This is a genomic window from Streptomyces anthophorae, assembly GCF_049310305.1.
Taxonomy (GTDB): domain Bacteria; phylum Actinomycetota; class Actinomycetes; order Streptomycetales; family Streptomycetaceae; genus Streptomyces.
The window spans coordinates 2,110,722-2,132,762 of sequence record NZ_JBLWQQ010000001.1; the positions used below are offsets into that span (position 1 = coordinate 2,110,722).

General features: G+C 73.2%; 26 protein-coding genes. 9 read left to right on the forward strand and 17 right to left on the reverse strand.

Annotation, left to right across the window (positions count from 1 at the left end):
* Positions 1–63: 63 nt before the first annotated feature.
* On the reverse strand, positions 64–2,151 hold the full coding sequence (locus ACNYS0_RS09465; RefSeq protein WP_422482542.1) for an alkaline phosphatase family protein: 2,088 nt from the start codon (positions 2,149–2,151) through the stop codon (positions 64–66).
* Between the two features lie 286 nt (positions 2,152–2,437).
* Positions 2,438–2,863: a hypothetical protein gene (locus tag ACNYS0_RS09470; protein ID WP_422472273.1), complete on the reverse strand. Its 426-nt coding sequence runs from the start codon at positions 2,861–2,863 to the stop codon at positions 2,438–2,440.
* 89 nt (positions 2,864–2,952) lie between these two features.
* Between ACNYS0_RS09470 and ACNYS0_RS09475 the strand changes: the two genes are divergently transcribed.
* Positions 2,953–3,726 (forward strand): MBL fold metallo-hydrolase, encoded by a 774-nt coding sequence (locus ACNYS0_RS09475; RefSeq protein ID WP_422472275.1) that lies wholly within the window; start codon positions 2,953–2,955, stop codon positions 3,724–3,726.
* A gap of 37 nt (positions 3,727–3,763) precedes the next feature.
* Positions 3,764–4,393 carry a DedA family protein gene (locus ACNYS0_RS09480; RefSeq protein WP_422482544.1) on the forward strand — a complete coding sequence of 210 codons (630 nt, stop codon included), beginning with the start codon at positions 3,764–3,766 and terminating at the stop codon, positions 4,391–4,393.
* Between the two features lie 90 nt (positions 4,394–4,483).
* Here ACNYS0_RS09480 and ACNYS0_RS09485 read toward each other — a convergent pair whose 3' ends face one another.
* From ACNYS0_RS09485 to ACNYS0_RS09495, 3 genes are all read right to left on the reverse strand, one after another.
* Positions 4,484–5,539, reverse strand: coding sequence for an MBL fold metallo-hydrolase (locus ACNYS0_RS09485; RefSeq protein ID WP_422472277.1), 1,056 nt, complete (start codon positions 5,537–5,539; stop codon positions 4,484–4,486).
* The gene (locus tag ACNYS0_RS09490) at positions 5,536–6,834 is read right to left on the reverse strand and encodes an aminotransferase class I/II-fold pyridoxal phosphate-dependent enzyme (protein WP_422472279.1); all 1,299 of its coding nucleotides are present in this window, start codon (positions 6,832–6,834) and stop codon (positions 5,536–5,538) included. Before ACNYS0_RS09490 ends, ACNYS0_RS09485 begins: the two co-directional genes overlap by 4 nt.
* A 120-nt stretch (positions 6,835–6,954) precedes the next feature.
* Positions 6,955–7,668 (reverse strand): ANTAR domain-containing response regulator, encoded by a 714-nt coding sequence (locus tag ACNYS0_RS09495; RefSeq protein WP_422482547.1) that lies wholly within the window; start codon positions 7,666–7,668, stop codon positions 6,955–6,957.
* Positions 7,669–7,793: 125 nt separating this feature from the next.
* Between ACNYS0_RS09495 and ACNYS0_RS09500 the strand changes: the two genes are divergently transcribed.
* Positions 7,794–8,915, forward strand: coding sequence for a PAS domain-containing protein (locus tag ACNYS0_RS09500; protein ID WP_422472281.1), 1,122 nt, complete (start codon positions 7,794–7,796; stop codon positions 8,913–8,915).
* Between the two features lie 30 nt (positions 8,916–8,945).
* Here the strand turns inward: ACNYS0_RS09500 and ACNYS0_RS09505 are convergent, their stop codons facing one another.
* Together ACNYS0_RS09505 and ACNYS0_RS09510 are read right to left on the reverse strand one after the other, a co-directional pair.
* Positions 8,946–9,764, reverse strand: coding sequence for an RNA polymerase sigma factor SigF (locus ACNYS0_RS09505; protein WP_422472283.1), 819 nt, complete (start codon positions 9,762–9,764; stop codon positions 8,946–8,948).
* 213 nt (positions 9,765–9,977) lie between these two features.
* Positions 9,978–10,109 carry a hypothetical protein gene (locus ACNYS0_RS09510; protein WP_422472284.1) on the reverse strand — a complete coding sequence of 44 codons (132 nt, stop codon included), beginning with the start codon at positions 10,107–10,109 and terminating at the stop codon, positions 9,978–9,980.
* A 136-nt stretch (positions 10,110–10,245) separates the two neighbouring features.
* Here ACNYS0_RS09510 and ACNYS0_RS09515 point away from each other — a divergent pair, with 136 nt between their 5' ends.
* The 4 genes from ACNYS0_RS09515 (at position 10,246) to ACNYS0_RS09530 (ending at position 12,839) form a co-directional block, all read left to right on the forward strand.
* Positions 10,246–10,626, forward strand: coding sequence for a DUF2795 domain-containing protein (locus tag ACNYS0_RS09515; RefSeq protein WP_422472286.1), 381 nt, complete (start codon positions 10,246–10,248; stop codon positions 10,624–10,626).
* A gap of 68 nt (positions 10,627–10,694) precedes the next feature.
* The gene (locus ACNYS0_RS09520) at positions 10,695–11,138 is read left to right on the forward strand and encodes a CBS domain-containing protein (protein ID WP_422472288.1); all 444 of its coding nucleotides are present in this window, start codon (positions 10,695–10,697) and stop codon (positions 11,136–11,138) included.
* A gap of 31 nt (positions 11,139–11,169) precedes the next feature.
* Positions 11,170–11,712 (forward strand): type 1 glutamine amidotransferase domain-containing protein, encoded by a 543-nt coding sequence (locus tag ACNYS0_RS09525; protein WP_422472290.1) that lies wholly within the window; start codon positions 11,170–11,172, stop codon positions 11,710–11,712.
* A gap of 29 nt (positions 11,713–11,741) precedes the next feature.
* The gene (locus ACNYS0_RS09530; RefSeq protein ID WP_422472292.1) at positions 11,742–12,839 is read left to right on the forward strand and encodes a baeRF2 domain-containing protein; all 1,098 of its coding nucleotides are present in this window, start codon (positions 11,742–11,744) and stop codon (positions 12,837–12,839) included.
* Positions 12,840–13,035: 196 nt separating this feature from the next.
* On the opposite strand, the gene ACNYS0_RS09535 is transcribed toward ACNYS0_RS09530, so the two are convergent.
* Positions 13,036–14,658 carry an ABC-F family ATP-binding cassette domain-containing protein gene (locus ACNYS0_RS09535; RefSeq protein ID WP_422472294.1) on the reverse strand — a complete coding sequence of 541 codons (1,623 nt, stop codon included), beginning with the start codon at positions 14,656–14,658 and terminating at the stop codon, positions 13,036–13,038.
* A gap of 93 nt (positions 14,659–14,751) precedes the next feature.
* Here ACNYS0_RS09535 and ACNYS0_RS09540 point away from each other — a divergent pair, with 93 nt between their 5' ends.
* Both ACNYS0_RS09540 and ACNYS0_RS09545 read left to right on the forward strand, forming a co-directional pair.
* Positions 14,752–16,281, forward strand: a complete 1,530-nt coding sequence (locus ACNYS0_RS09540; protein ID WP_422472296.1) for a bifunctional phosphatase PAP2/diacylglycerol kinase family protein — start codon at positions 14,752–14,754, stop codon at positions 16,279–16,281.
* A gap of 122 nt (positions 16,282–16,403) precedes the next feature.
* Positions 16,404–17,225: a class I SAM-dependent methyltransferase gene (locus ACNYS0_RS09545; RefSeq protein ID WP_422472298.1), complete on the forward strand. Its 822-nt coding sequence runs from the start codon at positions 16,404–16,406 to the stop codon at positions 17,223–17,225.
* A 12-nt stretch (positions 17,226–17,237) separates the two neighbouring features.
* On the opposite strand, the gene ACNYS0_RS09550 is transcribed toward ACNYS0_RS09545, so the two are convergent.
* Genes ACNYS0_RS09550 through ACNYS0_RS09590 form a run of 9 tightly spaced genes read right to left on the reverse strand, consistent with a single transcriptional unit; the run spans position 17,238 to position 22,041 of the window.
* Positions 17,238–17,534 (reverse strand): gas vesicle protein K, encoded by a 297-nt coding sequence (locus tag ACNYS0_RS09550; RefSeq protein ID WP_422414730.1) that lies wholly within the window; start codon positions 17,532–17,534, stop codon positions 17,238–17,240.
* The gene (locus ACNYS0_RS09555; RefSeq protein WP_385770091.1) at positions 17,527–17,724 is read right to left on the reverse strand and encodes a gas vesicle protein; all 198 of its coding nucleotides are present in this window, start codon (positions 17,722–17,724) and stop codon (positions 17,527–17,529) included. Before ACNYS0_RS09555 ends, ACNYS0_RS09550 begins: the two co-directional genes overlap by 8 nt.
* The gene (locus tag ACNYS0_RS09560; RefSeq protein WP_422472300.1) at positions 17,721–18,506 is read right to left on the reverse strand and encodes a GvpL/GvpF family gas vesicle protein; all 786 of its coding nucleotides are present in this window, start codon (positions 18,504–18,506) and stop codon (positions 17,721–17,723) included. Before ACNYS0_RS09560 ends, ACNYS0_RS09555 begins: the two co-directional genes overlap by 4 nt.
* Complete coding sequence (locus tag ACNYS0_RS09565; RefSeq protein ID WP_422472302.1) at positions 18,503–18,868, reverse strand: gas vesicle protein; 366 nt, start codon at positions 18,866–18,868, stop codon at positions 18,503–18,505. The genes ACNYS0_RS09560 and ACNYS0_RS09565 overlap by 4 nt, the downstream gene beginning before the upstream one ends.
* Positions 18,865–19,962: an SRPBCC family protein gene (locus tag ACNYS0_RS09570; protein WP_422472304.1), complete on the reverse strand. Its 1,098-nt coding sequence runs from the start codon at positions 19,960–19,962 to the stop codon at positions 18,865–18,867. Before ACNYS0_RS09570 ends, ACNYS0_RS09565 begins: the two co-directional genes overlap by 4 nt.
* Entirely contained in the window at positions 19,949–20,632 is a 684-nt protein-coding gene (locus tag ACNYS0_RS09575; RefSeq protein ID WP_422472306.1) for a DNA primase, read from the reverse strand. The genes ACNYS0_RS09570 and ACNYS0_RS09575 overlap by 14 nt, the downstream gene beginning before the upstream one ends.
* Positions 20,629–20,853 (reverse strand): gas vesicle protein GvpG, encoded by a 225-nt coding sequence (locus ACNYS0_RS09580; RefSeq protein ID WP_385770101.1) that lies wholly within the window; start codon positions 20,851–20,853, stop codon positions 20,629–20,631. The genes ACNYS0_RS09575 and ACNYS0_RS09580 overlap by 4 nt, the downstream gene beginning before the upstream one ends.
* A 4-nt stretch (positions 20,854–20,857) precedes the next feature.
* Complete coding sequence (locus ACNYS0_RS09585; protein WP_422472308.1) at positions 20,858–21,610, reverse strand: GvpL/GvpF family gas vesicle protein; 753 nt, start codon at positions 21,608–21,610, stop codon at positions 20,858–20,860.
* Complete coding sequence (locus ACNYS0_RS09590; protein WP_422472310.1) at positions 21,607–22,041, reverse strand: gas vesicle structural protein GvpA; 435 nt, start codon at positions 22,039–22,041, stop codon at positions 21,607–21,609. The genes ACNYS0_RS09585 and ACNYS0_RS09590 overlap by 4 nt, the downstream gene beginning before the upstream one ends.

The window sequence follows — 22,041 nt, forward strand, 5'->3', positions numbered from 1 at the left end:
GGCCACCGCGGGATCGCCGGATGGCGGGGCCCATGGTCCGGTGGGCTCCCACCGCGCTCCAAATCAGGCGGAATTGTCCTGCGGCTCGGGGGGCGTGGCCGCAAAAGATCCACCGGCGGGGTCGCGTCGGAGGGAATTCTCCACGGGCCGTTCCAGGGGCTCCGTCGCAGGTCGGTCCAGGTGCGGCGGCGTCGCCTTCAGCGGGATCTGCGGTCCGTCGCCCTCGGTCAGCCAGCGGCGCAGGACCCGGTGCACCTGCTCGGCGCCGACCAGGGTGTCGCCCTCCGGTACCGGCTCGGACAGTTCCGCCGGGGAGAGCAGGAAGGGGCGGCTCTGGGCGCCGCCGAGGCCGCCGTGCGAGCCGATCTGCTCCTCGAACGCGAGGACCTCGCCGTCCACCGGGTCGTACATGGAGTTGACCATGATGTCGGCGGTGTGCGGGAAGGAGTCGGTGCGGCGCACGGCGTCGGCGGCGCCCGGACCGAAGTCGGCGAGCGGCCCCTCGCCGTCGGCCAGCTCGGCCAGCGGCACCTCCGCGCCCCGGGCCCCGAGCACGACCGCGCCGTGCTCCTCGCTGCGCACGAGGAGGAAGCCGATGCCGGGATGGTTGGCGAGGGTCGCCAGCAGGGCGGGGTTGCGGGCGTCGATCTCCTCGCGGGTCATCCGGTGCGGGACGTCGGGGAACGAGACGAGGCCGAGGTTTCCGGAGGCCAGCACGATCGGTTCGCTGCGCTTCCCCTTGCCCGCGCCCTCCTCGACGGGGCGGTGCAGCGCGGCCCGGACCGCGGCGCGGGCCTCGGCGCCGCTGCGGGTGCGCCCCGCCTTGCGCGGCACGGGCAGCCCGCAGCCCGCGCGCACGAGGTCCTGGAGGGTGAGCCCGTAGCGGCCGCGGAAGGTCTCGCCGGGGCTCTGCCCGTGGTCGGAGAGGACGACGATGCGGTACGGGCGCGGCGCGTGCTCGGCGACCTTGACGAGCAGTGCGAGCGAGCGGTCGAGGCGTTCGAGCACCTTCTGCGCGTCGCGGCCGAACGGTCCCGAGTGGTGCGCCACCTCGTCGTAGGCCACGAGGTCGGCGTAGACGGCGCTGCGGCCCGCGAGCATGTCGCCGATGACGGCCGCGACGACGACGTCCCGCTCGACGACGGTCGCGAAGGCGCGGATGAACGGGTAGAGCCCGCCGCGCCCCATCCGCGGCCGCTCCTTGCGCAGGCGGGACCGCGTGGACTGGCCGATCTCACGGCCGACCTCGGCGAAGAAGGAGAGCGCGGTGCGGACGGCGTTCGCCGGGTCGGAGAAATAGGCGAAGTACCCGGCGCGCGAACGGTTCTCCTTGCCGCGCCGGGCGGCCACCGACAGCACGAGCGCGACCTGTTCGGCGCCGCCGCTGAACAGGTTGCCGCGGCTGGCGCCGTCGACGGTGAGCAGGCCGCCGTCGCCGGTGTGCGCGACGGCGCGGCGCTGGAGTTCGGCGGCGCTGGTGGGCCGGTTGGAGACCTGGGTCTCGCCGGTGTCCTTCTCGTACCAGCGGAAGGCCGGGACGTCGTGGTTGGAGCCGTGCAGGATGCCGAGCTGGCTGGCGCCGGTCTGGCTCGACCAGTCGGTGCGCCACGGGGTGAGGCGGTGGCCGCCGTCGCGCAGCCACGCGCCGACCGTCGGCATGACGTCGTCGCGCGCGGCGCGGCGCAGCACCTCGTGGCCCACGCCGTCGAGCTGGATGAAGACGGTCCCGGCGGTGGGCGGGCAGGAGGCGGCGTCGTCCGGGCCCCTGCGGCGTCTGCGGTCGGCGAGCCGGTACAGGCGCCTGCGGTACGCGTCGTCGTCCCGGACGGCCAGCGCACCACCGGCCGCGGACGCCACGGCCGACATGACCGCGGCCACGACCACCGCGGTCTCGGGTCCCGCCTCTCCCCTGCCGTCCGGGATGAGGTGCAGCGCGATGAGCAGCAGGGCGCCGTTGAGGAAGAACACGACGAGGCCGAGGACGAGCGCGGGGACGAGCAGCAGGGCGCGGACGAGGATCGGCCAGACGAGGGCCGAGAGCAGGGCGAAGGCGGCGGCGCCGAGGGCGGCGGTGACGGCGACGCGGGTCATGCTGTCGCCGTCGTCGGACGTGAGCTTGAAGTCGGGCAGGAGCCCGGCGAGGATCATCATCGTGACCGTGCAGGCCGCCCAGACGGCGACCGAGCGCCAAGCGGTGCTTCCGGCCCGCCTCCACCACCGGCCTCCGGCCACTTTTCGGCTCCCTTCTTTGGTCACGTGCTGGTCAGGGTTTCATACCGTTTGCCCGGAGACGGTGTTACGGCCACGGGGCTCCGCCCCGGACCCCGCTGCTCAATCGCCGCAGGGGCTTCAAGTAAGCCCCGCCGGCGATTGAGGCGCGGGGGCCGGGGCGGAGCCCCGTGAGCGCAACGCCAGGTGGGTGCAACAGGAAGCCGGGCTAACAGCCGTCGTAGCCCGCCGTGGGCATCGACAGCCGTCGATGCACGCGAGCCTTCATCTGCGCGTCGTAGGACGGTTCCGCGAGGCCGGCCGTTTCCAGGCGGATGCCGCGCCGCGCGCACTCCGCGGAGAACGCGTCGACCGAACGCAGGGCCGCCCGCAGGACCCGCTCGCAGGGGGCGACGAACACATCGACGAGGCCCGCGTCGACATCCGCCCACAGCACCTCGTGGTCGGGGCGGACCGAGTGGACGAGGAGTTCGCGGGTGACCACATAGCCGCGCTCGGCGGCCCAGCGCGCGCACATGGCGTGCTGGCTGCGCGAGTCCACCAGGAACGGGTCGGCGTCCAGCTCCTCCAGCGGGATCAGGCTGGCGATCGCCGCGACCCGCACCGCCTCGCCGCTCCCGTCGGATGCCCCCATGCGTCCCCCCTCACCACAGCTTTCGGCGTCGACCCTACTCCTGCACGTAGGCTCAAGGGAGTCGCCCGAAGGAGCACAAGGAGGAGCGCGTGCCGGTGGAGATCACCTGGTGGGGTCATGCCACCTGCACCGTCGAGGACACGGGCACGCGCGTTCTGACGGACCCCCTCTTCGCGCGGCGCCTCGCGCATCTGCGCCGTCGGCGCGGCGCGCCCCCGCCGCCGCGCGCGGCCGAGGCGGACGTCGTCCTCGTCTCCCACCTGCACGCCGACCATCTGCACGTGCCCTCGCTCGGCCGGCTCGCGCCCGGGACCCGGGTGCTCGTGCCGAAGGGCGCCCCGCGCGCCGTCCCCGCGCTGCGCAAGCTCAGCACGTTGAAGATCATCGAGGTGGAGGCGGGCGAGCGCGTCGAGGTGGGGCAGGTCGTGATCGAGGCGGTGCGCGCCGAGCACGACGGGCGCAGGCTCCCCGTGGGCCCGCGCACGGCCCCCGCGCTCGGCTACGTCGTGAGCGGCGAGGCCCGTACGTACTTCGCGGGCGACACCGGGCTCTTCGAGGGCATGGCGGAGGCCGTGGGCGAGGTCGATGTGGCGCTGCTCCCGGTGGGCGGCTGGGGCCCGTACCTCGGCTCCGGACATCTCGACGCGGGCCGGGCCGCCGAGGCGCTCGCCCGGATCGCACCGCGCAGCGCGGTGCCCGTGCACTACGGGACGTACTGGCCGATCGGCATGGACGCGGTGCGGCCGCACGAGTTCCACGCGCCGGGCGACGAGTTCGTCCGGCAGGCGGCGCTGCGCGCGCCCGGCGTGACGGTGCACCGGCTCGACCAGGGCGAGAGCGTGCGGCCGGAGGTGGCCGGATGAGACGGCCCGGAACGCCTCGCCCGGGAGCGCGCCCGTGATGCTCTCCGCGGCGACCCAGGTGCCGCCCGAGACGACCCAACAGGCCGTCGGCTACCCCTCGTTGTTCCTGCTCGTCTTCTTCGGGGCGCTCGTCCCGGTCATCCCGACCGGCGCGCTCGTGAGTTCCGCGGCGGTCGTCGCGTTCCACCACAGCTCGCCGCTCTCGCTGCTGTTCGTGTTCGCGGTGTCCGCGCTCGCCGCGTTCCTCGGCGACATCGTCCTGTACTGGCTGGGACGGCGCGGCATGGGCTCCAAGAACGGGTCGAAGTGGCTGGAGGCGATCCGCTCGCGGGCTCCGGAGGAGCGGCTCGCGCAGGCGCAGGGGAAGCTCGACGACCACGGGGTGATGGTGCTCGTGCTGTCCCGTCTGGTGCCCGCCGGGCGGATCCCCGTGATGCTGGCCTGCCTGATGGCGAAGATGCCGCTGCGGCAGTTCGCCCGCGGCAACGCCCCCGCGTGCCTCGCCTGGGCGGCGACGTACCAGGTCATCGGCATCCTCGGCGGCTCCCTCTTCCCGGAGCCGTGGCAGGGCGTCGTCGCGGCCGTCGCGCTGACCGTGCTGATCAGTGCGGTGCCGAGTGCTTGGCGCAAGCTGCGGGGGCGGGAGCCGGACGACCAGCACGCGTAGCGTTGCGCCCGTCCGGCGTTACGGTCGCGGGGCTCTGCCCCGGGCCCCGCGCCTCAATCGCCGGCGGGGCTGGATCATGCCGAACCGGGCTTATGAGGTCAGGACGCGCGAGCCGCCCACCGGAAGGTCCCACAGGGCCGTGCGCGGCAGGCCCGCCTTCTCCCAGGCGGCGCGCAGCCGGTGCAGCGGTTCGAGGACCGGCTCCGCGGAGAGCAGGAACGTCGCCCAGTGCATCGGCGCCATCCGCCGGGCGCCCACGTCCTGCGCGGCGCGCACCGCGTCCTCCGGGTCGCAGTGCACGTCCTTGAGCCACCAGCGCGGCTCGTACGCGCCGATGGGGAGCAGCGCCAGGTCGATGCCCGGGTAGCGGCGGCCGATCTGCGAGAACCAGTGGCCGTAGCCGGTGTCGCCCGCGAAGTAGATCCGCTGTCCTTCGGAGTCGGTGAGCACCCAGCCGCCCCACAGGGTGCGGCAGGTGTCGACGAGGCTGCGCTTGGACCAGTGGTGGGCGGGCACGAAGTCGAAGCGGACGCCCTTCAGCTCCGCCGCCTCCCACCAGTCCAGCTCCGTGACCCGCGTGAAGCCGCGCTGGGTGAACCAGCGGGCGAGCCCTGCGGGGACGAGGACCGGGGTGTCGCGCGGGAGCCTTTTGACGGTCGGCCAGTCCAGGTGGTCGTAGTGGTTGTGGCTGATGACGACGGCGTCGATACGGGGCAGCGCGCTCCAGGCGACGCCCGCGGGGGTGATCCTGGCGGGGGTGCCGAGGATCTTGCGGGACCAGACGGGGTCGGTGAGGACCGTGAGGCCGCCGATGCGGACGATCCAGCTGGCGTGCCCGACCCAGGTGACGGCCGCCGTGCGGGCGTCGACCCGCGGCAGCGGACCCGGTTCGAAGGGCAGGTCCGGGATGTCGGCCAGGCTCTCGGCGGGCGGCCGCAGCGCGCCCTCGCGGGCGAACCTGGCGAAGGCCCGCAGGCCCGGCAGTGGCGCGGTCAGCCGGTGGGCGAAGGACTTGGGCCAGCGGCGCGGTACGTCCGGGGCTCCGGAGTCTCCCCCGTCGAGCGGCCGCGGCTCGACGAGGGGCGGCGGGGACGCGGTGGCATCGGCCCGCCGTACGGCCGAGGGTGCTTCGGACGCCTGCGTCATCGCTCGGTCTCCCATCCTTCGCGTGCCGGTTCCCCGCCCAGGGCGCGGAGTGTCGACTCCACCATGGTCAACAGCCGTGCGACATGCGGCAATTCCAAGGGCTCCGGTGAGGTGAGAGACGCCCTGCGCTCCTCGGGGGTTGACCCGAGCAGCGGTCCCGTCGACAGACGCGCCCGCAGTGCGCCCTGCTCGTCGCCGAAGCGGTGGCCGCCGGGGACGGGCATGCCGAGCCGGTCGCCGAGGAAGTCCTCCAGGTCCTGGGAGTCGCCGACGCCGAGCGCCGCGAGCCGGGGCCGCAGCTCCTCCAGGTCCATGTAGAGGTGCCGGCCGACCCGTGGCGGTCTGGCGAGGCCGCCCGTGCCGAGCACGGCGCGGTGCAGGGATCCGGCCACCTGCGCGTGCAGCGCGGCGCCTGCCGCGAGGCGCTCGGTGATCTCCTCGGGCTCGTTCAGGACGTACGTGGCCGCGGCGGCGACCGGCGCCGCGAGCAGCGCCCCCGTGGCGGTGAGGAAGTCGAGGACGCGGGCACGCAGTCGCGCGCCGCGCTCGGTGGCGGGGAACCGGGCGCAGGCCGCGGGCAGCGAGGGCGGCAGGAACGCGCCGGTGAGGTCGGTCAGGACGGTGACGTCGCGCGGGTACATCTCGGCGGGGCTGAACAGGACGGGGTCCGCGCCCGGGTGCACGGTGTCCCGCCAGGTCTCGTCGCTGACCACGTGCAGCCCCTCGGCGGCGGCCGCCTCCACGGCCTCGTGCAGCACCTCGGGCGGCGGCACGGTCGCCGTCGGGTCGTCGGCCACGGACAGCACGAGCAGCCGCGGGTCGCCGCCCTCGGCTCTGACCCGGCGGACCGTCTCCAGGAGGGCCGTCGAATCGGGGACGCCGCCGCACTCGGCGGGCGTCGGCACGTGGTAGACGGCGCGGCCCAGGAGCCGGGCCTGCGGCACCCACCAGGCCGAACAGGGGCGCGGTACCAGCACGTCGCCGCCGAGGGCGGCGGTGAGGGCGAGCAGCAGCGGCGCCGCACCGGGCGCCGCGCCGAGCTGCTCGCGTTCGGCGTCGAGGCCGCGGCGCCGCCAGTAGCCGCAGGCCGCCTCCAGCAGGGCGGGCGGCCCGCCGGGCGGCTCGGAGGCCGGGCGGCCCGCGGCGCCCGCGGCGACGGCGGCCAGCTCGGGCAGCACCGGCAGGCCCGGCTCGGGCAGCGGCGGCCCGTACCGCACGGGACCGCGGCCCTCGGGGGCCCGTGCCCGCGCGGCGCCGGGGCCCGACGTACCGGCCGTGGGTTCCGACTGCCGCATGCTGCCTCCGTGCCGTCCGCTCGCTCTACGGGGGCGGCCGCCGTGGAGCGGCGGGCCGCCGGGGCCTGCCCCCAGCGTCACACCTCGGCGGCGTGTCCGCGCGCGGCGCGGTCCGGACGGTCAGTCCGCCAGGGCGGTGAACTCGCGCTCCAGGCCGCGTCCGCGCCGCTCGACGACGGCTGAGGCGACGTCCGCCAGTTTCCGGTTCGTCTTCTGCGAAATTCGGCGCAGCACGGTGAACGCGTCGTCCGGGCCGCACCCCAGCACATGCATGACGATGCCGCAGGCCTGGTCCACCACGGGCCGTGAGCGCAGCGCCGAGCCCAGCTGGTCGACCTCGGTGAGCGCCGCCTGGTAGGAGCGGTCGCGCACCAGACAGTGGGCGGCCAGGTCGCCGAGGGCGCGGACCGGGCCGTGCGGCGCGGCCTCCAGGGAGCCGGGCCTGAAGCTGTACAGGCTGAGCGTGACCGTGAGGCCGCCGCTGCGGAACGGGATGGTGACGCTGGAGCGCACCCCGGAGTCCAGGGCGAGCGCCCGGTAGTCGGGCCAGCGCCGGTCGTTGAGCAGGTCGCTGGCGTCGACCGGGTCGCCGCCCTCCTCGGCCGCCGGTATGGGCCCGTCGCCGTAGCGGTCCTGCACGGAGACGAGCGCGGCGAGATCGGGGTGGGTCACCGCGGTCGGCCGCTCGTCGGTGCCGTCGCTCGCGGTGGCGACGGCGCCGCAGCAGTCCGCGGTGCACCGCAGCGCTCCCTCGGCGAGCTCCGAGAGCCGCCGGGCGGGGAGCCCCGACTCCGGGGAGCCCAGAGCGTGTTGGCCCAGCGACGCCGAATACATTCCGACGTGGGCCGCTTCGTCGTGCTGTTCGGCCGGCACGTACTGTCGCATCGGGTTCAAGCCTCCTTGTCGCTTCGCTTCCCGTACCGGGCTCCCGAAAACGCGGGACGGGATACGTTCTCAGCATGTCGCAGGCGGAGGAATTCGATGAAGAGCTGGCGGACTTCGTGCGCCGTGTGGCGGAGCTGAAGACGGCGCGCTCGGTGTCGACGGCGGAACTGCCCGCCGTCCTCGACGCGGCTCTCTTCGAACTCGACCATGTGGCGCAGAAGTTGTGGCCGCAGCCACAGCCGGTCGAGGCCTCGGGCCCGAGCCGCAACGCGGCGGCCGACAAGCACGAGCAGCAGCTGCTGCGCGCCGTCTTCCAGCGCCTTCCGCTGCCGGTGGCGCTCGTGGACCGCGAGGCGGTGGTCCGCCGCCTCAACTTCGCGGCGACGACCTTCACGGGCGTACGCGCCGGATACGCGACGGGCCGCCCGCTGACCGGGTTCCTGGCACACGCCGACCGGGCCGCGTTCCGCTCGCAGGTCGCGGCGGTGGCCCGCGGCGAGGGGGACCGCGGACTGACCGTGCATCTTCAGCAGAACCCGCACGCCGCCGTCCGCACGGTCCTCACGGGCCTGCGTCCGGGAACCGAGCGGCGCACCACGGTCCTCGCGGTCCTTCAGCCGGCGGACGACGCCACCGTCGGGCCCGCGTCCGCGCGGCCGTCCGCGCCGGTCCCCGACCTCGCGGAGACGACCCGGCACGCCGCGCTCACCGATCTGCTCGACGCGATGGCCCGGGAACTCCTGGCCGGCCCGGTGGGCGACCCCGCCGAGACCCTGCGGCGCGCCGCCCAGGTCCTGCACGGCCGGTTCGCCGACTGGGTGGTGGCCGACAAGGGCGCGGCGCACCTGGAGCGCACCGCGGTGCTCGGCGCGGACGACGAGGCCGTCCGGGACATCGCCGCGCAGGATCCGGCCGCGGGTCCGCTCGTCGTCGAGGCGGCACGCGGCGGCGCCCCGGCGCTGCTCGTGCGCCCGGAGGACCTGCGGGCCATGGGCGACGACGCGTCGGGGGCGCCGGTGCTCGTGCGTGCCGATGTCACCTCGCTGCTGTGCGTCCCGCTGATCCCCGCGCCCGGCGAACCGGTCCAGGGTGTGCTCACCCTGTTCCGGTCCGCGGGCCGCCTCGCCTTCTCGATGGCGGAGGCGAAGACGCTCGACATGATGGCCCGTCACATCGCGTTGGCGATGCGGAAATAGGGCCTCCTTCCGGGGCACGGTGGCGCGGTCCTACGCGGCGTCCGAGAGCACCTGGTCGCGCAGTCGGTCGCAGCAGCGACTGATCAGCCGGGACACGTGCATCTGCGAGATGCCGAGCCGCTCGGCGATCCGGCTCTGTGTCATGTCGCCGAAGAACCGCATGTACAGGATCTCCCGCTCGCGCTCCGGCAGGGCCGCTATGCGCGGCTTGACGGCCTCGCGGTCGACGACGACGTCGAGCGCGGGGTCGGCCTCGCCGAGCGCGTCGGACAGCGAGTAGCCGTCCTCGCTGCCGGGCAGCTCCGCGTCGAGGGACAGCGCGGTGAAGCTCTCCAGCGCCTCAAGGCCGGTTCGGGCCTCGTCCTCGGTCATGTTGGCGTGCTCGGCGATCTCCGCGAGCGTCGGGGCGCGCCCCGAGATGCTCGTGGAGAGTTCGTGCTGCGCGAACCGGACCCTGTTGCGCAGGTCCTGGACGCGGCGCGGCACATGCAGTGTCCACATGTGGTCGCGGAAGTGCCGCTTGATCTCGCCGGTCACGGTGGGCACGGCGTAGCTCTCGAAGGCGTTCCCGCGCTCCGGGTCGTATCGGTCCACGGCCTTGACCAGGCCGAGTGCGGCCACCTGCCGCAGGTCCTCGTAGGACTCACCGCGGTTGCGGAAGCGTCCGGCGAGCCGGTCGGCCATCGGCAGCCAGGCCTCGACGACCTCCTGGCGCAGTTCCTCGCGCTCGGGCCCGTCGGGCATGTCGGACAGCTGGGCGAAGGCCTCGGCGGTGTCGGGGGCGTCGTCGTGCGGGTGGCGTCCACTGGGCTTCACCGGGTTCTGGGGTGCGCTGGTAAGCGTGCGCATTGGATCGCAACTCCCTGATGGGTGCCTTGGTTTCGGTGGTCACCGTGGGAGTCGCGCCCGCAGGACGAGTCGGACACACCCGGGGCGATCCTGCGGATCCACTGGATGCGACGTGGTCGCATCCCTCCCACGGACGTGCCTCCTGTCCGAAGCACTGTCTTTCGCCTGCCCCTGCGGCATCGCCGCAAACACTGCGACACCTCAAGGGTGCGCTCAGTGAGCTCGGCCCGCATGTTCGCGCGGTTCCGCCTCCTTGGGCCGGGGCAGCAGCCACTCCTCGTACCGTCCGAGGACGAGCACGAGCCCCAGCATGCCCGCGGGAATGAGGACCGTCAGCAGTTCCATGACCTGTCCTTCCGGCCGGTCGCCCGAGAGGAAACGACCGGTCACGGGTCTCCCCGCCCGGTCAGGGCAAACCATCAGGTGTCACCGCGAAGGGGTCGGGTACGCGTCGGGCATCGCCGACTCACTGGAGGAATTCATGCAGCGAGGCAGCGACCGGCTCAGCGCCCATCGCGACGACGAGATGAAGCACGAACTGGAGGGCCTGCTGCGGTCCGGCCACCCCACGCGGGTCGAGGAGTGGACCGACCCCGAGCCCGCCGCCGAGGACGATCCGGAGGTGGCGGGCGGACCCGTGGAGCCGGGGCCCGGGCCGGGCCGCACGGACGCCGTCCGGCTCGAACTGGGCCGGCTCCTCGGCCGCACCTCGTTCCCGGCCTCGCCCCCGGCACTCGCGGACGCGCTGCGCGAACGGACCGCCCCCGACCGGCTCGTCGAGCTGGTGGCGGAACTGCCCGCGGGGACCGTGTTCCACACGGCCTCGGACCTGGCCAAGGCCCTGACGGATGACAGGGGTTAGCCCCGGGGCGGTCGGGTACATGGGCCGGAATCACGGTGCACCCGAAGATGCAGAAAGGCCGGATTGCGATGGCCGATGTGGTCAGGGAAGTCATGACACCCGGCGTGGTCGCGGTACGCCCCGACGCCTCGCTGGTCGAGGCCGCCCAGCTGATGCGGGCACAGGACATCGGGGATGTACTGGTGACGGACGGGACGCAGGTCGTGGGCGTGCTCACGGACCGTGACATCGCGCTGCGGGCCGTGGCCGACGGAGCCGACCCGCTCACGGTGAGCGCCGAGGCGGTGTGCACTCCGCATCCCGTTGCGGTCGGCCCGGACGACGAGGTGTCCGCCGCGGTGGCGCTGATGCGCGAGCACGCGGTGCGGCGCCTGCCGGTCGTCCAGGACGGGCAGGCGGTCGGGATGGTCAGCCTGGGCGATCTGGCGCTGACCCGGGACCCCGCGTCCGCGCTCGCCGACATCAGCGGGGCCGACCCGGAAGGACCGGCCAGAAAACCCCGAGAACACTGAACAGCACTGTGCAGCAAGGGAGTTGACGAAAATGCGGATCGCGTTCCTGGTGGCACCCGAGGGGGCCGAGCAGGTGGAGCTGACCGACCCCTGGCAGGCGGTACGGGACGCGGGCGGCGAACCCGTGCTCGTGTCGACGAAGCAGGGGGAGATCCAGGCCTTCGACCACCTCGACAAGGCGGACAAGTTCCCCGTCGACCGGACGGTGGCGGATCTCGCCTCGTCGGCGGACGGCTTCGACGCGCTGGTGCTGCCGGGCGGCGTGGCCAACCCGGACCTGCTGCGCACGGACCCCGACGCGGTGGCCTTCGTACGGGACTTCTTCTCGCGGGGCCTGCCGGTCGCGGCGATCTGCCACGCGCCGTGGACGCTGATCGAGGCCGACGTGGTGCGCGGCCGCACGCTGACCTCGTACCCGAGCCTGGCCACCGACATCCGCAACGCGGGCGGCACCTGGGTCGACGAGCAGGTCAAGGTCTGCACGGGCGGGCCGAACGTGCTGGTCACCAGCCGCCGCCCGGACGACCTCAAGGCCTTCGACGCCGAGCTGCTCAAGCTGGTCAGCGGCACCTGAAGCGAACCCACGACTTCCGGGAGGCAGACATGGACCTCGCGTTCCTCAATCCTGTATGCACCCGCCCCGGCCCTTGGGCCTCCGTGTACGTCGACACGTCACGGCACAACGAATCCACCGCCGACGAACGCTCGTTGGAGGCGCTCGGAGTGCAGCGCGCGCTCGCCGCGGCGGGCGCCGACGAAGCGACGTGTCACGCCATGCGGGCCGCGGTCGAGGACCTGCGGCACTCGCGCGAACCCGTCGGCCGGGCCTTCTTCGGGTGTGCCGGCGAGGTCGTCCTCGACCCGCCGCTGAGCACTCCGCCGCAGCGCACATCGGCGCACTGGGCGGCGCTGCCGCACACGACGCCGCTGCTCGACCTCGCGGGCGAGGACCCGCTGTGCCTGGTCGCGTACATCGACCGGACCGGCGCCGACTTCGAACTGCGTTCCGCACGTGGCGAGTCGGAGGCGGGCAAGGTGACCGGGCAGCAGTGGCCGGTGCACCGCACGGCGTCCGCGGACCCCTCGGAGCGGCATTTCCAGCTCCGCGTGGAGAACACCTGGGAGCACAACGCCGGTGAGATCGCCGCGGCGTTGGAGCGCTGCCGGTCCGAGACCCGGGCCGACCTCGTCGTGCTGGTCGGCGACGACCGGGAGTGCGCCGCCGTACGGGACCGGCTCCCCACCGAGCTGCACGGTTCCGTCGTCCGCGCCCGGCACGGGGCGGAGAGCCGGCTCCTCGACAGCGAGCTGGAACAAGCCAGGGCCGAGCAGGTGGCGCGGCGCGCCGCGCACGATCTGGCGCTGTTCGCCGAGGCACGCGGTCAGGGCGAGGCCGCTGCGGAGGGCGTCCCCGCGCTGGTGGACGCGGCCCGTGAGCACCGGATCGCCGAGCTTCTGATCCGCTCGGACGGGCCCGACGCGCACCGTGAGGTGTGGGTGGGCGACGGGCCGGACCAGCTGGGTGTGCGCCGGACCGATGCGCAGGCGCTGGGCGGCGGTGACGTGGTGGCGGCGCGGGCCGACGATGCGCTCATGCGGTGTGCTGCCGCGAGTGGTGCGGGTGGGTTGTCGGTGGCCGGCGCGGATCCTTCGGCGGCGCCGGCGGGTGGTCTCGGCGCGCTCCTGCGCTGGTCCGAATAGCCTTCCGCCCACCCGGCGCCACGGCCACGGGGCTCCGCCCCGGACCCCGCTGCTCAATCGCCGCAGGGGCTCGATTTTGCCCACCTCCCGCCATTCAAGCTCTCGGCGGCGGGTGGGCACATCAAGCCCCGCCGGCGATTGAGGCGCGGGGTCCGGGGCGGAGCCCCGTGGGCGCAACGCCGGGGAGTCGCAACAACTACCTCGCCCGGTCCACCCTCCGCTCGTCCCACACCGGCTCCGCCGTCTCGCGGACGCGACCGTCCGAGCCGAAGACCAGGTAGCGGTCGAAGGAGCGGGAGAACCAGCGGTCGTGGGTGACCGCGAGGACCGTGCCGTCGAAGGACTCCAGGCCCTCCTGCAACGCCTCCGCCGACTCCAGGTCGAGGTTGTCCGTCGGCTCGTCGAGGAGCAGCGCGGTCGCGCCCTCCAGTTCGAGCAGCAGGATCTGGAAGCGGGCCTGCTGGCCACCCGAGAGTCGCTCGAACTTCTGCTCGGCCTGGGCCGTGAGTTCGTAGCGGCGGAGCAGCGACATCGCCGCCCCCTTGTCCTTGGCGTGGTCGCGCCACAGGATGTCGAGCAGCGGCCGCCCCTGGAGTTCGGGGTGGGCATGGGTCTGGGCGAAGTGGCCGGGCACGACCCGCGCGCCCAGCTTCCACGCGCCGGTGTGCGCCACCGACTCGTCGCCCGCGAGCAGCCGCAGGAAGTGCGACTTCCCCGAGCCGTTCGAACCGAGGACCGCGACCCGCTCCCCGTAGAAGACCTCAAGGGAGAAGGGCTTCATGAGGCCGGTGAGTTCGAGGTTCTCGCAGGTCACCGCCCGGATGCCGGTGCGGCCGCCCTTCAGGCGCATCGTGATGTCCTGCTCGCGCGGCGGCTCCGGCGGCGGTCCCGCCTCCTCGAACTTGCGCAGGCGGGTCTGCGCGGCGGCGTACCGGGAGGCCATTTCGTGGCTGACGGAGGCCGCCTGCCGCAGGTTGACCACGAGCTTCTTCAGCTGCGCGTGCTTCTCGTCCCAGCGGCGGCGCAGCTCCTCGAAACGCGCGAAACGCTCGCGGCGCGCCTCGTGGTACGTGGCGAAGCCGCCGCCGTGCACCCACGCGTCGGCCCCGCCGGGGCTCGGCTCGACGCTGACGATCTTCTCCGCGGAGCGGGCGAGCAGCTCGCGGTCGTGGGACACGAACAGGACCGTCTTGCGGGTCTCGCGGAGCTTCTCCTCCAGCCAGCGCTTGCCGGGGACGTCCAGGTAGTTGTCCGGTTCGTCGAGGAGGAGGACCTCGTCCGTGCCGCGGAGGAGCGCTTCGAGGACCAGGCGCTTCTGTTCGCCGCCCGAGAGCGTGCTCACCTCGCGGAACTGGGCCTTGTCGTACGGCACGCCGAGCGCCGCCGTCGTGCACATGTCCCAGAGGGTCTCGGCCTCGTAGCCCTGCGCCTCGGCCCAGTCGGACAGGGCCTGCGCGTACGTCATCTGCGCTGCCTCGTCGTCGACCGTCATGATCAGGTGCTCGGCCTCGTCGACCGCCTTCGCCGCCTCGCGGATGCGCGGCGTGGACACCGATACGAGGAGGTCGCGGACGGTCGTCTCGTCGCGGACCGAGCCCACGAACTGGCGCATCACACCGAGGCCGCCGCCGACCGTGACCGAGCCGCCGTGCGGCTTCAGCTCGCCGGAGATCAGCCGCAGCAGCGTCGTCTTGCCCGCTCCGTTCGGCCCGACGAGCGCGACGACCGCGCCCTCGCCGACGCGGAACGACACATCGCCGAGCAGCGCCCTCCCGTCGGGGAGGTAGTACTCGAGGTGTGCCGCTTCCAGATGTCCCATGATCCCGCATTCTGGACGCCCGTGCGGGTGACGGGCAAACGAATTGGCCGTTGAGCGCCGGATGCGGACCCCTGGCCGGGGTACCAGTCACCCATGTCACCCCTGAAGTCGCTCACATCGCTGACGCCGTTCTCCCCGGGTCCGGCCCTTGATTCGCCGCCGCCGGTGCCCCCTACGCTGCGCGACCGGCTCGCCGCGCTCGATCTGCGCGTCTTCGAGTTCGCCGCGAACGCGCACTGGCCCGGCGCCGAGCGGATCCTGCCGCGCCTGAGCCGGTCCGCGAACCACGGCGTGCTGTGGTTCGCCGTGGGCGGGGCGCTCGCCGCGACCGGATCGCCGCGCGCCCGCAGAGCCGCCGTGCGCGGAGTGGCGTCCCTCGCGCTCGCCTCGGTGACCATCAACACCCTCGGGAAGCGCTCGGTGCGCCGGGCGCGGCCCGCGCTCGACCCGGTGCCGCTGGTGCGCCGGCTGAAGCGGCAGCCGTTCACGACGTCGTTCCCCTCCGGGCACTCGGCCTCGGCCGCGGCCTTCGCGACCGGCGTGGCCCTGGAGTCCCGGGCCCTGGGCGCGCTCGTCGCCCCCGTGGCGTTCTCCGTGGCGGCCTCCCGCGTCTACACCGGCGCCCACTTCCCTGCCGACGTCCTCGCGGGCGCCGCCCTCGGCGCGGGCGCGGCCTTCGCGGTGCGCGGCCTGGTGCCGACCCGCGACCAGATGCCGTCGCCGGGCCGCCCGCTGGTGGACGACGTGCCGGCGCTGCCGGGCGGCGAGGGCCTGGTGATGGTCGTGAACACCGGGGCGGGCACCCCGGAGCGGGTGCGGGCGCTGCGGGACGCGCTGCCCCGCGCCGAGTACATCGAGTGCGCGGGCGACGAGCTCGAGCAGCAGCTGGACAAGGCGGCGCCGCGCGCCCGCGCCCTCGGCATCTCGGGCGGCGACGGCTCCGTGAACACGGCCGCGCGGGTGGCGCTCCGGCACGATCTGCCGCTCGCGGTGCTGCCCGGCGGCACCCTCAACCACTTCGCGTACGACCTCGGCATCGAGGACACCAGCGATCTGGCGGGCGCCGTCGAGGGCGGGAACGCGGTCGCCGTGGACGTGGGCCGCTTCTCGTCCCAGAGCGGCTCCGGGATCTTCCTCAACACCCTCAGTCTGGGCGCCTACCCGGAGCTGGTGCGGGAGCGGCAGCGCTGGTCGGGGCGGGTCGGCGGGCGGCTCGCGGATGTCGTGGCGGCGCTGTACGTGCTGCGCCGCGACCATCCGCTGAGCGTCGAACTCCACGGCAGGCGGCGGCCGTTGTGGCTGCTGTTCGCCGGGAACTGCACCTACCGGCGGATGGGTCTGACGGCGGGGCGGCGCGCGAGCCTGGCCGACGGCCTGCTCGATGTGCGCACGGTGGACGGCGGCCGGCTGCCCGGCGTGCGGCTGCTCGCTGCGGCCCTGGCGGGACCGCTGTCCCGCTCCCCGTTCCACGCGGCGACCCGCCTGACGCGGCTGCGGGTGGACGGCGTGGCACCCGGCACCCCGCTCGCCTACGACGGTGAAGTCACCGAGTGCGGCGGGGAGTTGTGGGTGGACAAGGACCACGAGGGGCTGCGCGTGTACCGGCCGCACTCGCCGCTCTGACCCACCCCCGCAGTCCATTATTCAAGACGGGTATCTCACGATGCGGCTGACGGGCGTACGGTGATCGGACCGTCGGGGGCAGGCGTTCCCCCGCGGTCCGCCGTACGCGAAGGGATCGAGCCATGCCGCAGGAGACCGCCGTATACACCCACGGGCACCACGAGTCCGTGCTCCGCTCGCACACCTGGCGCACCGCCGCCAACTCGGCGGCCTATCTGCTCGGCTCGCTCAAGCCGCACATGAAGATCCTCGACATCGGCTGCGGCCCCGGCACCATCACCGCCGACCTGGCCGAACTGGTTCCCGACGGGCATGTCACCGGCGCCGACCACGCCGAGGGCATCCTGGACCAGGCCCGCGCCACCGCCGCCGAACGGGGCCTGACCAACGTCGACTTCACGACGGCGGACGTGCACGCGCTCGACTGGCCGGACGACACGTTCTGCGTCGTGCACGCGCACCAGGTGCTCCAGCACGTGGGCGACCCGGTGCAGGCGCTGCGCGAGATGCGCCGGGTGACGAAGCCGGGCGGGATCATCGCCGTACGGGAGTCCGACTACGCGGCGTTCTCCTGGTTCCCGCGGCTGCCCGCCATGGACGACTGGCTGGACCTGTACGAGCGGGTCACCCGCGCCAACGGCGGCGAGCCGGACGCCGGGCGGTTCCTCAAGTCATGGGCCCTGAAGGCCGGTTTCGCGCAGGAGGACCTGACGTGCTCCGCCGGCACGTGGTGCTACTCGACGCCCGAGGAGATCGCCTGGTGGAGCGGGCTGTGGGCGGACCGCACACTGGCCTCCGCGTACGCCGACCGCGCGACGGGCGGCGGGCACGCGACGCCCGAGCAGCTGACGGCCGTGTCGCGGGCGTGGCGGGAGTGGGGCACGCACGAGGACGCGTGGTTCGGGGTGCTGCACGGGGAGATCCTCTGCCGCAAGCCCCGCTGACCGCAGGGCGGTTCAGCCGCGGGGCAGCAGCGGGCCGAGCGGTCCGAGGTCGATGTTCAGGTCCTCGGGCCGCAGCCCGTAGCGCTCCCGCAGCTGCTCCATGCGGTCCTCCAGGAGCATCAGGGTCAGCCCGACCCGCTCCTCCTGATCCTCCGTCAGATCGCCGGTGTCGAAGCGGCGGACCGCCTGCCGCTCCATGAGCTGGCGCAGCAGCTCGACGAGGGTGAGGACGAGCTTCATCAGGTCGCGCTCGACCGTGTCGGGTTCGAGTTCGATGCGGCGGCGTTCACCGTGCCGTCGTTCAGTCACCGTCCAGCACCTCCGGCCAGGGCGAGGGCACTTGTTCGTTCACCGAGCTGATCAGGGCGTTGAGGTCGATGCGCACCAGGTCGACGTCGGCGATCCGCAGGGTGACGTCCCCGGCGAGGACGACGCCGCCCGCGAGCAGCCGGTCGAGGAGGTCGACCAGGGCGATCTCGCGCCGTTCGACGACCGTCATGTGGCTCCCTCCTCGTCGTCGGCGGTGAACGAGTAGCCCGCCCACGGGCCCGTCAGCTCGACCCGCAGGCCCGGCTCGCGGTCCTTCGTCGCGTCGACCCGCTCCACGAACTCCTCCGCGCCCGAACGCTCCACGAGATACGCCGCGTTGAGCACGTTCATGCCGTCGGCGCGGGAGAGTTCCGGGTTCTGCGGCGGGTGGAGGCGGTGGTACGCGGCGTGCCGGGACAGCTCGTCGTGCAGCTCCTGCGCGAATCGTTCGGCGCGCCGCCAGGTGTCGTCGCGCGCGGTGCGCTCGGCGCGGCGGCGGCGCAGGTAGTCACGGCCGGAGGCGGCCGGCGCGGGCGCCGGCTCCTGGGCCCTGGCCTCCGGCTCCTCGACGTACACCTTCACGCCCCACTCCACGCGGCCCGCGAGGCGGTCGAGGCCCGCGCGGAAGCGCCGCTCCTCCTGCTCCATCATCAGCCGTACGCCGCTGTCGTCACGGAAGACCGTGGCGAGGCGCAGCGGGAGCGGGCTGGTGACCGTGGTGAGCGCGGCGATCACGTTCTGGTGGGCGCGGGCCGTCTCCGTGAGCCAGTCCAGGTCCTCCAGGTGGGCGCGGAGCGGTGCCTCGGCGAAGTCCCGCTCCGGCACGGAGCCGACGACCGCGACGAGGCCCCGGTGCTCCAGCTGCCGGGGCGGGGCGCCCGCCACACCGGTGAGTTCGGCCTGGAGCGGGGCGCCGAGCGGGTGGCACACGGCGTACACGTAGCGCAGCTCGCGCGGTTCGTCCGTCGTCAAGCCGACCCCCTCCGCCTCTCGGCCCGTTCCTCGGTCCGCTCCTCGGTGCGGCCTTCCGTGAGTTCGTCGAGTTCGGCGATGCGCTGCTTCAACTCGGCGTTCTCCCTTGCGAGTTCCTTGCGGCGGGCGCCCGAGGAGAGGGCCGGGTCGTCCTCCCACCAGTCGATGCCCATCTCCTTGGCCTTGTCGATCGAGGCGACGATGAGGCGCAGTTTGATGGTGAGCAGTTCGATGTCGAGCAGGTTGATCCGGATGTCGCCCGCGATGACGATGCCCTTGTCGAGGACGCGCTCCAGGATGTCGGCGAGGTTGGCCCCGCCGTCACCCCGGTACGACTCGGGGAAGCGGTTCGCCGTCGTCATCGGCGGGCCCCGCTCCCCGCGTGCTCCCGCTCCCGCGCGGGCTCCTCGTCGTACTCGCCCTCCTCGTCCTCGTACTCCTCCTCGCCGTACTCGGCCTCGGGCTCCTCTTCGTCGTCCGGTTCCTCGTCGGCCTCGTCGGCCTCGTCTTCGTACTCCTCGGGCTCCTCGGACTCCTCCTCGGGCTCCTCGGAGTCGTACGCGTCGGACGGCTTGTCCAGCTCGCGCTCCTGGCCCTGCTCCTGCTCCTCCTCCTCGGCGAGCGCGTCCTCGTGCGAGCGCACGACCTCGCCCTCCTCGATCTCGCCGCGCCAGCCCTCGGGCCGCTCGCCGCGCAGCGTCACGTACCGCGCGAAGTGCTTGAGGTCGAGACGGGCCCTGCGGCCCTGGGCGCGCCAGATGTTGCCGGTCTTCTCGAACAGGCCCTTCGGGTAGTACTCGATGAGCAGCAGGACCCGGGTGAGCCGGTCGGCCAGCGGGTGGAAGGAGACGACGCCCTTCGTGGTGCCCTTGGCGCCCTCCGAGGTCCAGGCGATCCGGTCGTCCGGATGCTGGTCGGTGGTGTGCGCCTTCCAGCTCCGGTTGGACCAGAAGACCTTCAGCTGCCAGTCGGAGGTGACGTCGTCGGCGCGGTTCGCGTTCTTGACGCCCTTCGCGAAGGTGCTGAAGTCCTGGTACTGCGTCCACTGGTCGTAGGCGGTGCGCAGGTCGACGCCGACGTCGATGAACTCCATGATGACGGTGGGCTTCTTGCCCGCGCCGCCCTTGCGCTTGCCCTTGCCGCCGAGGCCCTTGAAGGCGCCCACGACGTTCTCCTTGAGCCGGCCCGCGCCGAGTTCCACCGCGCTGCGCACCGGGCCCTTGCCCTCGGCGAGCTTGCGGCCGCCGTCGAGCGCGAGCTTGGCGAAGCCGGGGCTGTTGCCCTCCGCGATGTCGTTCAGCTTCACAGTGCTCTCGCCGAGCTTGCGGCCCGCACCGATGAGCAGCCGCTGGGCCTGCGCGGCGAGGTACTCCTGGAGTTCCGCCTTCAGATGGTCGGCTGCCGCGCTCCCGGCGAGGCCACCGAGCTGGTTCTTCGTCGTGTCAGCCACGGCCACTGCCTCCCTTCGCGGCGGTCTTCCTCGCGGCGGTCGTCTTCTTCGCCGCCGTCTTCTTCGGCCCCTGCGGCCGCGCGGAGCGCTTCTTCGCGGGCGCCTTCTTGGCGGCCGACTGCTTGGCGCTCCTGGCCTCCGCGGAGCGGCGGTCGTCGACGGACTCCTCATCGGCGGACTCCTCGTCGGCCGCTTCGTCGCCCTCGGCCCCTGCCTCGTCCTCGTAGCCGGTGTCCTCCTCGTCGTAGCCGGCCCCGGCCTCCTCCTCTTCGTCCCCGCGGTCACGGCCACGGCCGCGGCCCGGGACGGCTCCGGTGACCCGCTCCCCCGCGTCCCGCACGTCGTCCACGTCCGGGGCGACGCCCTCGATCTGGTCGCGGACACCCTGCGTACGGCTGTGCAGACGTCCCGCGAGGCCCTCGATCTGGCGCTCGACGAGCGCGCCCGATGCCGCCTTGCCGACGCCGCGCAGGTCCTCGCGGAGCTGGTCGCCGATCTCCTTGAACTGCGGGTTGTTCTCCAACTGCGTGGTCACCATGTCGGCGAGCGCGCGCGGGCTCAGGTTCAGCCGCTTGCCGGCGACCATCGTGCCGACGGCGATCGCCAGCTTCATCTTCTTCGTACGTCCGAGGACGTAACCGGCCCCTATCGCGAGGCCGAGCGCTGTTCGGTTCAAGGTCCCTCCAGACGGTCGAGGAGCTCGTCCTCGACGCGGTCGAACGTTTCCTGGTCGATCTCACCGGACACCAACTTCTCTTCCAGGCGAGCGAGTTCGGCACGTACGGCCGCCGGGTCGTAGTACTGCCGCTCTGCTTCGGCGAGCACCTGCTCCACCGCCCACAGGGACCCGCGGACCGGAGCGAGCGGCAGCAACAGCAGCTCCGAGATCAGGCCCATGGGCTCAGTCCTTCGCGGTCGCGGGCTCCGAAGGACCCGGCTCGACGAAGCTGTACGGGGGCAGCGGCCCGTTGACCGTGAGGTCGAGGTGCGGGTGACTGTCGCGCACTTCCTCGATCGCGGCCAGGAAGTGCTCAGCCGCCTTCTTGTCGACGAGGAACGAGAGGTTGGCCAGCCAGCCCGTGCTCTCGGGCCCCGCCGACATCGCGGAGGCCGCCGGTTCGAGCAGGTGCTGGAGCTCGACGGCGTCCTCGGCCTCGCGGGCCTGCACGGCGGCCACGACCAGCTCGCCGAGGCGCAGCCGATCCTCGTACGTGCCGCCGCCCGCCTGCCGGTTCGCCTCGGTGAGGGAGCGGACCTCGGGGTTGTCGACCATCACCTGGTGCAGCACCGCTTCCTCGTCGTGCTGCGCCTTGACGTTGTACTCGACCTTGCCGTCGAGCTCCCGAAGCCGTTCCTTGTAGTGGTCCGCGCGCTCGGCGAGCACCGCGGAGACGGCCTCGTCGTCGGGCGCGAGGGAGCCGAACCGCATCGGCAGCACCGGTCCCCCGGCGCCCGCCTCCGACAGCACGCTCTGGTGGGCGAGCAGGTCGCGGCGCTTGGGCCGCAGCCCTTCGGGGGCCTCGCTGACGAGTGCCACGAGCGGGCCCTCCTTGACGACGCGCACCTCGCGCGCCGGTTCGCCGATGCCGCCCATGCCGACGGGCAGGGAGGGGTGTTCGGAGCTCGCGATGGCGTAGATGTACGTGCTGCTCACTCCTGCTCCTCCTTCCGGCGGCTCGAGGCGGGCCTGCGGCCGCCGGAACCGGATCGCCTCGACTCCGACTGGCCCTCCTCGCGTGCCTGGGCGAAGGCGTCGGATATGGTCTCGGCCGCACCGGACAGCGCACCCTTGGTCTTGCCGCGCGCGCCGGACTCCATGCTGTCGCCGACCATGTCGGTCAGCCCGGACGGCTTCTTGGATCCGGTCTCCAGGTCCAGCCTGTTGCAGGCCTCCGCGAAGCGGAGATAGGTGTCGACACTGGCGACGACGACCCTGACGTCGATCTTCAGGATCTCGATGCCGACCAGCGAGACACGGACGAATGCGTCGATGACGAGCCCACGGTCCAGGACGAGTTCGAGTACGTCGTACAGGCCGCTGGTGCCACCACCGCCGCCTGACTGCTGTGCGGGGACAACGGTCAT